The organism is Lederbergia ruris (assembly GCF_018332955.1).
GTDB classification, from domain to species: domain Bacteria; phylum Bacillota; class Bacilli; order Bacillales; family Bacillaceae_C; genus Lederbergia; species Lederbergia ruris.
Window position 1 is genome coordinate 77,223 of sequence record NZ_BORB01000013.1, and the last position, 12,564, is coordinate 89,786.

Consider the following 12,564-nt stretch of genomic DNA (forward strand, 5'->3'; position numbering starts at 1 on the left):
TTTCGTAATGGGACTCTCAAATTTCATCTTATTAATGTTGTTTTATCAATTGAAACATCAGATCAGCTAAACGTTCAGATGCATCCCGCATGCCAAGCTTTCTAGCATGATCTCCCATGATGTTTCTCTTTTCATCATTTAGCATGATCGAATCTAATGAATCTAAAAATAGTTTGCTAGACAATTCCCTTTCTAGCAACATAATGGCCGCTCCATGTTCTACCAATGTTTCAGCATTCTTCTCTTGGTGATTATTTGTCACATAAGGACTAGGAATTAAAATGGAAGGAATGCCTATAGCTGTAATCTCAGCAAGGGAAGTGGCTCCCGCTCTGCCAACGACTACATCAACGGAAGATAGCACCTTTTGCATCTCATGAATAAACGGAACAATGGCGATATTAGATTGTTTTCCTAATAATTTTGCTTCTTCCATTACATTGTCATAATGTACTTGTCCTGTCACGTATATGACTTGATAAGACCTTTTTGATAAGGAGGTCAATGATTTAACCACAGCCTCATTAATCGGTCTTGCTCCTCTGCTTCCTCCTGTAATTAAAACCGTTGGGATGCCCTCTTTCAACCCAAGAGATTTTAACACCCCTGGTTTTCTTTCTCCAACAACCTCTGAAGCACGTGGATTTCCCGTTAATATCGCCTTATCTTTTGGAAAAAATTCTTTCACTTCTTCAAAACATACAGCAACCTTATCAACATATCGACTGAGAAATTTATTCGTTAGTCCAGGTACACTATTTTGTTCGTGAATGATCGTGGGGATTTTTTTCTTTGCCGCAGCATATACAACTGGTCCACAAACATATCCACCTGTTCCAATCACGATATCGGGATTAACTTTTTTTAAGATATTCTTACTATCTTTCACACCCTTTATAAAGCGAAAAATGGTTTTAACATTTTCAAAGGATAATGATCTTCTAAACCCCGTTATATGGATCGATTCAAAAGGAATATTTTCACGGGGAACGATATCTGCCTCCAACCCTTTTTCTGTACCAATATATATGAATTCCGTTTCTGGATATTGCTGCTTAATCGTCCTAATTAAAGCGAGCGCCGGATAAATATGTCCACCCGTACCTCCACCCGTGACCACTATTTTCACATTCCCACCTCTGTCTCAATCATTCTGTTTTTTGAACATCCTCTTGTAGTTAAAAAATTCACCTTCATCATTATCTTACTATATTTTACTCGATAATAAAGTGTTCGTCATCGAATGTTGTTTAAATGTAATAAAAATATAAGAAAAACCGGGAAAAAAGCGACCCGGTTTTTCTTATTATATACGTGAGTATCGACTAATGTTAAGGAGGATTCCCACAGCCATTAACATTAATGTGAGAGAGGAGCCCCCATAGCTGAGGAATGGGAGTGTAATGCCTGTAACAGGCATTAATCCTGTTACAACTCCGATATTGATCATCACTTGGATGGCAATCATGGATATAATGCCAACCGCCAGGAAGCTACCAAATAAATCTGGGGCGCCAAGAGCGATTCTGATCCCCCGCCACAATAATAAGGCAAATAATAATAGAATGAGACTGCCTCCGATAAATCCTAACTCTTCTGCCAGAATGGCAAAGATAAAATCAGTTTGCGGCTCTGGTAAGTAAAAGAATTTTTGCCTGCTTTCTCCTAAACCTAGCCCAAATAATCCCCCTGGTCCAATCGCATATAAGGATTGGATAATCTGAAAGCCCGTGTTTTGCGGGTCCTGCCATGGATCTAAAAAAGATGTGATCCGAGCTATCCTATATGGTGCAGAAAGGATTAGACCGACAAAGCCAGCTATTCCACACAACCCAAGGGCGACAAAATGAGCGATCCTTGCCCCCGCGATAAAAATCATAATCATACATGTGCCAACCATCACAGTCCCTGTTCCTAAGTCAGGTTGCAGCATAATCATTCCAAATGCAAGAAAAACGAGAGATAGTGATGGCAGTAAGCCTTTTTTAATCGTTGTGATATAACGTTGTCTCTCAGAAAGAAATTTCGCTAAAAAGGCAATCATCGCCAACTTCATAAACTCTGAAGGCTGGATAGAAAAGGCGCCGACACCTAACCAGCTTCTTGATCCGTTTCGTTCCATCCCAACGCCTGGAATAATAACCAGAATTAACAATACAAAACATACAATCACCAAAGGCTTGGCCCATTTTTTTAATACCCAATAATCCACATTCATAATCACAAACATGGCAACAATTCCAAGAGCGGCAAATAGAAACTGGCGCTTCACAAAGAAAAATGAATCGGAAAATTTATGGTCAGCCCATACGGCACTCGCACTATAAACCATGATTAATCCGATTGCTAGTAATAACATGGTAGACAGAATTAAAATAAAATCAGGGGCTGTTTTTTTCAATGGCAATGCACAACACCTCGTAACTAGCAATTTAGAGCTTTTTAAGGGGTGTCAGCCTTGCTTCTCTATTGATGTCCCCTAAAAATTCTTGCTCTCTTCCAGTTTATGCACAGCCTCAATGAAAATATCACCGCGAACTTCAAAAGTTTTATATTGATCCCAACTAGCACATGCCGGTGAGAGTAAAATAACATCTCCGCGAGCAGATAATTCATAGGCTGTAGGCACAGCTTCTTCTACATTATCGACATGTACAATCGTTTGTATTCCTGCCTTTTTTCCTATTTCATCCAATTTTTTTGCCGTTTGACCAAATAGAACAAGGGCTTTTACATTTGATAGAGAAGGAATGAGGTCTTCAAATTCATTACCACGATCTAAACCACCTGCTAGAAGAATGATAGGATCCTTAAATGCCTTCAAAGCACTTGAAGCAGCTAAAATATTGGTCGCCTTTGAATCATTATAAAATCGTCTTTGGTTGAATTCTGATACGAATTGAGTCCGATGCTTCACACCTGTAAAGGTAGACAAAATCGTAACGATATCTTTCGTTTCCACCCCTTTTAGTTTGGCAGCAATCGTAGCGGCTAGGATATTTTCTAAATTATGGGCACCAGGTAGAGCAATCTCGGATATGTCGATTATCTCTTCTTGGTCATATATTAACTTCCCATTATCGATAGACGCACCATTTTCAAGATATCTTGTTGTGGAAAATGGGATAATTTGTGCATGACTTGTTTGCGCTAAATTTAGTAATACCTCTTGGTCTGCATTCACGATTAAATAATCATCTGGTGTTTGGTTTTTAGTAATATTCATTTTTGCTTGGGCATATTCATTCCAAGAACTGTGATAATCTAAATGAGCCTCATATAAATTTGTTAAAATCGCAATATGAGGGCGGAAGGTTTCAATTCCCATCAATTGAAAGGAAGATAATTCTACGACCATTGTATTCTCTGAAGTCGCTACTTGGGCTACTTCAGATGCCACAGTCCCAATATTTCCAGCAATGAGCGGCTGTTTATGTGCCATTTTAAGCATTTCAAAAATTAAGGTTGTCGTAGTCGTCTTTCCATTAGTACCTGTGATACCAATGATATCTGCTTCAGCAATTTGGTATGCAAGTTCGACCTCCGTTATGATCGGCAGCCCCATATCCACGGCTCCCTGTATAATGGGGTTAGAATAGGGAATGCCCGGATTTTTCACGATCAATTCAAATCCCTCGTCTAAGAGTTCCACAGGATGACTGCCACAGATTACCTTTATCCCCTGCTCTAGTAACCCTTGAGCATCTGGATTTTCTTCAAATGGCTTAAAATCATTCACTGTGACGAAAGCACCTAATTGATGTAATAGAGAAGCCGCTACTACGCCACTTTTTGCGAGCCCTAAAACCAATACTTTTTTATAATGATATTGTTTTATATTTTTCACTCTACAACCACACCTCTACATAAATTCCTAAAATGGAACAAAGAAGTCCGACAGCCCAAAAAGTCACAACAACGCGCCATTCCGACCATCCCGATAATTCATAGTGATGATGCAAAGGACTCATCTTGAAAATTCTTTTTCCAGTTGTTTTAAATGATGCAACCTGCAGAATAACAGATAGCGTCTCAATTACGAAGACAGCTCCAATGACGAGCAAAATAATTTCCGACTTTAATAAAATTGAAATAGCGGCAATCGCTCCACCTAAAGCTAAGGAGCCCGTATCTCCCATAAACACCTTTGCAGGATGGGCGTTGAACACTAGAAACCCTAAGACTGCCCCAACAATCGCAACAGAAAAGACAGAGATATCAAATTGCGATTGACTCCATGCCACAATGGCAAAAGCACCAAAAGCGATAGCGGCCGTACCTGCAAGCAGGCCATCTAATCCATCTGTTAAATTAACCGCATTTGAAAACCCTACTAGCCAAAATACAATGAACACAGCATAAAACCAACCAAGATCTATACTGAAATCAGTCATTGGGATAGCAATAACGGTCGAAATATCGTTTGTTCTTAACACAATATAAAAAATAATGGCAATCACAATTTGACCAATTAATTTTTGCATGGATGTTAAACCTAGGTTTCTCTTAAAGGCAATTTTTATAAAATCATCTAAGAAACCCAGTAATCCATACCCTAACGTCACAAATAATAATAAATAAGTCTCCCAGCTTGGTTGTGAAAATTTCCACATCATGATTAATGTTGTAATAAGGATGGATAGGACAATCAATATCCCTCCCATCGTTGGGGTTCCACTTTTCTTCTGATGAGACTTCGGTCCTTCTTCCCGAATACTTTGCCCGAATTTAAGCCTTCTTAAAAACGGGATAAAGATCGGAGAAAGCAGGACAGTAATGAGAAAACTAATAAGTAAGGAAAATAAAATAACTCTTTCCATCATAATTTCTTCGCTCTCCAATTCCAAACGCTGTTTTTCTTTTAATGAACGACGCTCTTTTATAAATCGTCATCTAACAATGTAAATCAGCTTTTTATTTTTATAATCTTCATCCAGCAAAATAGTTTACTTCTTCATAATAGCATTTAATGAAACCAAGCGATCATCAAAGTCATACACTTTATCACCAATGATTTGATATGTTTCGTGCCCTTTACCTGCCACAAGAACAACATCGCCTTCTTCGGCTAAATCGATAGCACACTCAATCGCCTTTTTTCGGTCAGGCTCAATCAGATATCGTTTGCCTACTACTCCTTTTTTCATGTCTTCTATTATGGCACTTGGATCTTCACTACGGGGATTATCTGAAGTGAAGATAGGATCTGTCGCCCATTTACAGGCAATCTGCGCCATTAATGGTCGTTTTGATGGGTCTCGATCCCCGCCACAGCCAACGACACAAAATACACGTTTATCGGCAAATTGTTGAATCGTTCTTAAAACATTTTCCAAGCCATCTGGTGTGTGTGCGTAATCCACGATAACGGCAAATTTTTGCCCACCATTCACTAATTCAAAACGACCTGGAACACCTTTAGCCTGTTCAACTGATTGTATAATGCTGTGGAAAGGAATTTTCGACACATACGCAGTTGCAATGGCTGCCAAGGCATTATACACATTAAATTCTCCCGCTAATGGTAAGTGAATCTCCCTTTCCCCTTCTGGAGAAAGAAGTTTAAATGTAACCCCATGACTATGGTAAGTAATGGAATCCGCTTGAAAATCAGCTGCCTTGTTAATTCCATAGGTGACTACATGGGCAGATGTTTCTGAAGCCAATAATTCCGTAACCTCATCATCGGCATTCAGTACAGCAAATTTAGGATGTTTAGTTGAATAGGTATTTCCTAGTTTAGAAAACAATAAACTTTTTGCCCTTTTGTATTCTGCCATCGTATGGTGGTAATCAAGGTGATCTTGGGAAAGGTTTGTAAAAACAGCCACATCATAATCACAGCCATTAACTCTCCCTTGTACCAAAGCATGAGACGATACTTCCATAATGGCCGTGTCAATTTTTTCTTCAACCATTTCATGAAAGACTTTTTGTAGTTCTAAGCTATCAGGCGTTGTGTTTTTTGTTTCCAAAACTTTGCTTCCGATTTTGATATTAATGGTTCCGATTAAGCCTGTTGAATGTTCAGCATCTTTAAAGATGGAGTCAACCATATGACTTGTTGTTGTTTTTCCATTTGTTCCAGTAATGCCAATCAAATGCATTTTTTGAGTCGGATGGTGATAAAAGGCATCTGCTAGAATGGCCATTGCTTTTTTTGTATCTTTCACTAAAATGACAGGTACTTCTAACTGTAAAGGCCTTTCCGCTACAATTGCTACTGCTCCTTTATTTATGGCTTCCTCAGCAAAATTATGCCCATCAAAAGAATGTCCCTTTATACAAATAAACAAATGTCCTTTTTCTACTTTTTGGTGATTGTTCGATATTCCAATTATTTCATCATTTTCTTCCGGTGCTTCAATAAATGGAAGTGATTGTAATAGCCTATGCAAATCCAATAATCTTCAATCCTTTCATAATGGTTAAGAAAAGCGCAAGCGCCCGTTTAGCGACGTACAAACTTGGATAATAAGGCTGAACGGCTAAAATCGCGCCGTCCTGGCGCAACGCCGTTCTGACCAACATCCTGTTGGCCTGAGATAAAGGAAACACAGTGAGCCTGATAAGGCGAACTGATGTTGACTTATCGTAGGAAGGCACCGAAAGTTTGCTAGTCGCTGGGCGCTGGAGCTAGATCCAGCACTAGCCCAAATTTATACTTCTATCCTTGAGAAAAGCCGTCCCATTATATAAGCTAGAATTTCCTAAAATAATGCTTCTGTAAAAATACAGAAAAAAACATTCCTATCTATTTTACATAATAATTGAATTTGAAGCTATCCTTGAAGCATGATTTTTTGTATAAATTTTTTAACGAACTTAAGAAGCGGTCATGAATGAATCATGCCGCTCCGTTGTTCTCAAGAAAAGCGCAAGAGCCTTGATTTAAGGTAGAACAGCTAAAGACGCGCCATCGTGGCGCAACGCAGTTCTGCGCCGCCCTAGCGCTACGCCGATGAACTCACATCCTGTGAGCTTCTCGGGGCTAGGCGCTGGAGCTAGATCACTCAAGATAGACTCTGATTGCGGAGCCCTCTTCTACCTTTACACCTGGTTTAGGGCTTTGCTGAATGACTTTTGAGCCCTCCCCGCTTGTTTTAAGCTTTAAGTTATACATTTGCTGTTGAATTTCCTTGATTGACATCCCCTTTAAATCAGGCACTGTGATCATGACGGGATCATTCCACTTTTTTTCTTTTTCTATTTGGTTTTCACGGGGTTTGACGCCCATGGCTTGCAAAGAATCTTCTAAGATATTTCCTACAATCGGCGCAGCGACCGTGCCGCCAAATTGAACGGTACCTTTTGGATTATCGACAGCCGTGTAGACAACAATTTGTGGATCATCTGCAGGTGCAAATCCGATAAATGAGACAACATAATTATTTTCTAAATAACGACCATCTTTTGCCTTTTGTGCCGTACCTGTTTTTCCTCCAACACGATAAGAGTCTACAAATGCATTTCCACCTGTACCTTGAGCGACAACACTCTCAAGCGCATGTCTCACTTCTTTTGAGGTAGACTCTGAGATCACCTTTCTTTTGGCAACAGGAGTTTTCCGCATTACAACTGCTCCTGTTCGTGGGTCTACAAGTTCTTTCGCAATATAAGGTTGATATAAGGTTCCTCCGTTGACTGCAGCAGCAACAGCGGCCACTTGTTGGATAGGAGTAACTGAAACCCCCTGTCCAAACGATGTTGTCGCCAGCTCAACGGGACCAACCCGGTCCATTTTAAATAAAATACCCGTTCCTTCTCCAGCTAAATCGATCCCCGTTTTTTCCCCAAAACCGAAACCACGAATATAATCAAATAATTTTTCTTTGCCTAATCTTTGACCCAACTCCACAAAACCTGGGTTACAGGAATTTTCAACCACCTCAAGAAATGTTTGACTCCCATGCCCCCCACTTTTCCAGCAACGTAGGTTTGCTCCACCTACTTTAACCGAACCATGATCATGGAAATGTTCTTCTTCTAAGTTCACTTTTCCTTCTTCTAGGGCAGCGGCGAGTGTAATAATTTTAAATGTTGATCCTGGCTCGTACGTACTCCAGATAGGAAGATTTCGATTATATACTTCCTGAGGCACATTTTGAAAATCAGCGGGATCAAACGAAGGCCTGCTAGACATTCCTAAAATTTCTCCAGTATTCGGATCCATCGCAATAGAAATAATGCCATCTGGGTTATATAATGCTTCCGCATTATCTAGTTCCCTTTCAATGATCGATTGAATTTTAGTATCAATTGTTAATTTTAGATCATAACCATCTTGAGGAGGATCAAATTCATCTGACATCTCCGGCATTCTTTTTCCTTTCGCATCCGAAAAAAACTGTACGGACCCCTTCTCTCCTTTTAGTTCTTTATCATAATATAATTCTAATCCAGCAAGACCTTGATTATCTATGCCGGTGAATCCTAACACATGCGATAAATATTTCCCAAAAGGGTAATGACGCTTTGAATCTTCCGCAATATAGACCCCTTTTAAATCTAAAGCTTGAACTTCTTTTGCTTTTTCAAAGGTTATTTTTCTTCCTTCAGGTAATCTTTCAATAGAAGAGTTTTTAGAGACTCGTTGATAAATATCCTCTTTGGAACCTTCTAATACTTTTGCGAGCTTCTCGGCCGTTCCCGCAGGATCCTCTATCTGTCTTGGGATGACATATACCGTTGGGGCGGATTTATTTTCGGCAATCGAAACATCATTCCTGTCCACAATTTTTCCTCGTTCAGGTTCAAATGGAATATTTCTACTCCATGAATCTCTTGCAAGATCCGTTAGGGCTTTTCCCATACCAAACTGAACATACCCTAATCGCACATCAATAATAAAAAATACAAACAGTCCCGCTATTAATATAAATGACAGTCTTTTTCTTACCGTTACGGTAGATACACGCTTCAAAAAAAGGACCTCCTCTTCCAGGGCTCGTTCCACTATATGCGAAATTCCTCGAACATAGAACGATTCCAGCAAAAGAAAAAGAGGATGTACAGCATACATCCCCCAAATATAACTTGAAACTATTCATCTGCTTTTTTCTTGTTCAATGCCTCTCGCGGAGACTGAAATTGGATCTCTAATGTTTCCCCCGGTTCCACCACTGTTCCTGGTTTAGAACTTTGTTGCAATACATACCCTTCTCCTTTTATTTTAAGGGTTATATCGGCCATTTCAGAAAGATTGATCACTTCTCGTTTCGACCATCCTTTCATGTTAGGGATGGTTGTAGGGCCATCTGTTTTCAAATAAACCTTTTCACCAACAATTAACGCCTCTTTGGAAAATGGCGATTGTTGAATAATCTTGTTGCCTTCACCAATGACTATTGGGTTTAATCCTTTTTCTTTCACCCATTTTGTGGCTTCACTCACGCTCATTTCAGAGAAATCAGGAAGCTGAACCGTTTTGGCCTTAACAAATTCTTCCGGTTTGATATTTAAATATTGTAAACTGCTTTTCATCACCGTATTAAAAATCATCGAAACAGGTTTACTTCCACTTTCATTTTCGTCCAAGTGCGGCCGATCGACCATCACATACATCACTAACTGCGGATTATCAGCGGGGGCAACACCAAGAAAGGAATAAATATAATTATTTTTCCCTTTCAGATATCCGGTTGGCCCTGCTATTTGGGCTGTCCCCGTTTTTCCCGCTACTTGATAGCCCTCAATATTATAGATTTTTCCTGTTCCGTTTTTACCGGTGACCACTGTTTCTAACACTTCTAACACTTCTTTAGCCGTTTCTTTGCTAATCGGCTTCCCTGCTACCTCAGGCTTTGTTTCTTGAACAGTTCCATCATTGGGATTCACAACCTTATCTACAACATACGGCTTCATCATCACACCTTCATTGGCAATAGCAGTCATTGCTTGAACCATCTGAATGGCAGTGACCGTTGTACCTTGACCGTATACACTCGTGACTTTTTCAACAGGATACCGATAGAGAATCTTGCCGGTAGCCTCATTAGGTAAGCCAATATTGGTCCGTTGTCCAAATTTGAAATCCTCCATGGCTTCACGCCAAGCTTTTGTGCCCATTTTTTCAAGTAAATAAGCAAATCCTACATTGGATGATCGTTGCACACCTTCTAAGTAAGAAATGGTTCCCCAGCCTTCCCCACCATTATGATCATTTATTGTACTTTGGCGATCCACTTGGTATTTACCAGAAGGGAATGTATCAGCTGGTTTAAAAACACCTTCTTCAATCGCAGTAGCTAATGAAAAAACCTTCATCGTAGAACCAGGTTCATAGCTTGTTTCAATTACTTCATTGTGCCAAGATTTGTCAATCCCCTCCCTTGTCTCGGGATGGAAAGTGGGAGTCTGACCCATTGCTAAGATTTTCCCAGTTTTTGGCTCTGCTACAACCGCCATAATTCTTTCAGGAGAATACTTTTCATCTACTTGACTGATCGCATCTTCTAAAAAGGTCTGAATTTTTTTGTCCAACGTTAAGTATATATCCTGGCCATTTTCAGGTTCTTTAATATGTTTCTTCGAGTTTGGTAATATATAATTCCAAACATCCCCTTCATATTGCACGGAACCATTTTTCCCACTCAAAAGATCATTATAGCTCATTTCTAAGCCAGTTCCAGTAAGCTTTTTTTTTCCATCTTCTTCCACTTCTTGCGTATAGCCAATAAGGTGGGAAGCAAAAACACCATTTGGATAGAACCTTTTTGTATCCTTTAAAAATCCAATACCAGGTAAATGAAGGTCTTCAATCTTATTTTTCACACTATGGGATAGATCTTTTCCCGCTTTTCCGAATTCCACTTGTTTGGCATCTTTCGTTAAAACAGCATAAATATCCGCTTCTTCCATATCGATGTATTCAGCTAATTGCTTGGCTGTTTTAGCAGGATCGACGACATGCCTCGGCTTCTTTTTATCGATTGTTAATGCTTCATCTAATACTGCTACTAATGTATAAGACTCTGAATCTTCTGCGATAATCTCTTTGTTGCGATCAAAAATAGTGCCTCGTTTCGCTTTCAAAACACCTTGACGTAAATATAATTCTTTTGCTTCTGCGGCTAGTACCTTTCCCTCTACTTTCCCAGTTGTTTGAATGGTCACAAATCTAACAATTAAGACAAAAAAGAGCAGGCTAAATATAATAAAAAATACTGCCGCTCCTATATTCCTATTCTTTTTATGACTACTCATTTTTCCCCAACCTTGACATTATTCCCGTCTAAATTAAGACCTTTTTTCTCCGCTATTTCCTTAATTCTTTCGTATCTGCTCATTTCCTTCACTTGAGCTTCGAGTTCACTATTGACTGTCTCTTGCTCTTGAATAGCCGTCTTGACATCTTCCACGTCTTTATTCACTTCATACACTTGCGCATTGGCTGAAATAATTTGAATGGACATAACAGCTAGAAAAGCGATTAATAAAAAAGCAAGGACTTTCTCCCCAGGAGTGATCTTAGCATGACATTTAACTTTTTTAATTTCTCTTTCCGGCTGTTGTGCTGGTTGATATTGATATTGTTGTTTTCGGGCTAAATTACTCAAATAAAAGTCCCTCCGTCTCCCTTAAAAATATACTTTACATATGTACTATATCTTTTCAGCAATTCTTAACTTTGCCGATCGAGCACGATTATTAACCTCTAACTCTTCTTCACTTGGAATAATTGGTTTTCTGTTAACCAATTTCAATATTGGCTCATAGCCTTGAGGAATCACTGGCATCCCTGGTGGCAATGGTGGCCCCTCACTTGCTGTTTTAAAGACCGTTTTGCAAATTCGATCTTCCAAAGAATGAAAAGTAATGACACATATTCTCCCACCCGGACGAAGCAATTCAATCGCCTGTTCAAGTGAGGATTCAAATGCATGCAACTCATCATTCACCGCTATTCTTATGGCTTGAAATATCCTTTTAGCGGGATGTCCCCCTTTTCTTCGTGCAGGTGCTGGTATCCCTTCTTTAATTAGTTCAACTAGCTGACCCGTCGTTTCAATAGGAGCCTTTTCTCTGGCTGCTTCAATCTTCCTAGCAATTTGTTTGGAAAACTTTTCCTCACCATATTGGAAAAAAATTCGTACCATGTCTTCATATGACCAGTTATTTACAACTTCATAAGCTGAAACAGCACTACTACGGTCCATCCTCATATCAAGTGGTGCATCGTGATGGTAACTAAAACCTCTTTCCGGGTCATCTAACTGTGGTGAAGAGACGCCCAGATCGTATAGTATCCCATCTACCTTTTGTACTCCAAGCTCTGCAAGTCGATCTTGAAGATGAACAAAATTACTTTGAATGATTGTGAGCTTACTTTTCTCATGAGAGAGTGTTTCCCTTACATGAGCAATAGCTGTTTCATCTTGATCAAACGCGATTAATTGTCCTTTGTCTGATAACTGTGAAAGGATTTTTTGGGAATGGCCACCACCACCTAAAGTACAATCAACATATACCCCGTCAGAGTGAATGTTCAGTCCTTCCGATGCTTCATTTAATAATACTGTCGTATGTTTAAACATGATGCCCCCCTATTCTATCCCTATTGGT

9 protein-coding genes are annotated in these 12,564 nt (G+C 39.5%); all 9 read right to left on the bottom strand.

The genetic code is table 11. The features are described 5' to 3' along the window. Positions 1 to 31: 31 nt before the first annotated feature. Positions 32 to 1,129 carry an undecaprenyldiphospho-muramoylpentapeptide beta-N-acetylglucosaminyltransferase gene (murG, locus tag KI363_RS09460; protein ID WP_212966191.1) on the bottom strand — a complete coding sequence of 366 codons (1,098 nt, stop codon included), beginning with the start codon at positions 1,127 to 1,129 and terminating at the stop codon, positions 32 to 34. A gap of 177 nt (positions 1,130 to 1,306) precedes the next feature. Continuing rightward, positions 1,307 to 2,407 carry a stage V sporulation protein E gene (spoVE, locus tag KI363_RS09465; protein WP_158320447.1) on the bottom strand — a complete coding sequence of 367 codons (1,101 nt, stop codon included), beginning with the start codon at positions 2,405 to 2,407 and terminating at the stop codon, positions 1,307 to 1,309. Between the two features lie 72 nt (positions 2,408 to 2,479). Next, positions 2,480 to 3,847, bottom strand: a complete 1,368-nt coding sequence (gene murD / locus KI363_RS09470) for a UDP-N-acetylmuramoyl-L-alanine--D-glutamate ligase (RefSeq protein WP_212966192.1) — start codon at positions 3,845 to 3,847, stop codon at positions 2,480 to 2,482. A 1-nt stretch (position 3,848) separates the two neighbouring features. Continuing rightward, a complete protein-coding gene (gene mraY / locus KI363_RS09475; protein ID WP_158320449.1) occupies positions 3,849 to 4,823 on the bottom strand; it encodes a phospho-N-acetylmuramoyl-pentapeptide-transferase in 975 nt (324 codons plus the stop codon). Between the two features lie 123 nt (positions 4,824 to 4,946). Then, a complete protein-coding gene (locus KI363_RS09480) occupies positions 4,947 to 6,404 on the bottom strand; it encodes a UDP-N-acetylmuramoyl-L-alanyl-D-glutamate--2,6-diaminopimelate ligase (protein WP_212966193.1) in 1,458 nt (485 codons plus the stop codon). Between the two features lie 605 nt (positions 6,405 to 7,009). After that, on the bottom strand, positions 7,010 to 8,923 hold the full coding sequence (locus KI363_RS09485) for a stage V sporulation protein D (protein ID WP_246516820.1): 1,914 nt from the start codon (positions 8,921 to 8,923) through the stop codon (positions 7,010 to 7,012). Between the two features lie 119 nt (positions 8,924 to 9,042). Next, positions 9,043 to 11,205: a penicillin-binding protein gene (locus KI363_RS09490; protein ID WP_212966195.1), complete on the bottom strand. Its 2,163-nt coding sequence runs from the start codon at positions 11,203 to 11,205 to the stop codon at positions 9,043 to 9,045. Beyond that, positions 11,202 to 11,558: a cell division protein FtsL gene (gene ftsL, locus KI363_RS09495; protein ID WP_212966196.1), complete on the bottom strand. Its 357-nt coding sequence runs from the start codon at positions 11,556 to 11,558 to the stop codon at positions 11,202 to 11,204. The genes KI363_RS09490 and ftsL overlap by 4 nt, the downstream gene beginning before the upstream one ends. Positions 11,559 to 11,603: 45 nt before the next feature. Beyond that, the gene (gene rsmH, locus KI363_RS09500; RefSeq protein WP_212966197.1) at positions 11,604 to 12,536 is read right to left on the bottom strand and encodes a 16S rRNA (cytosine(1402)-N(4))-methyltransferase RsmH; all 933 of its coding nucleotides are present in this window, start codon (positions 12,534 to 12,536) and stop codon (positions 11,604 to 11,606) included. Positions 12,537 to 12,564: the final 28 nt, after the last annotated feature.

Excerpts from the sequence above, each read along its gene's own strand:
- mraY (WP_158320449.1), bottom strand. The coding sequence starts at position 4,823 with ATGATGGAAAGAGTTATTTTATTTTCCTTACTTATTAGTTTTCTCATT.
- KI363_RS09490 (WP_212966195.1), bottom strand. The coding sequence starts at position 11,205 with ATGAGTAGTCATAAAAAGAATAGGAATATAGGAGCGGCAGTATTTTTT.
- rsmH (WP_212966197.1), bottom strand. The coding sequence starts at position 12,536 with ATGTTTAAACATACGACAGTATTATTAAATGAAGCATCGGAAGGACTG.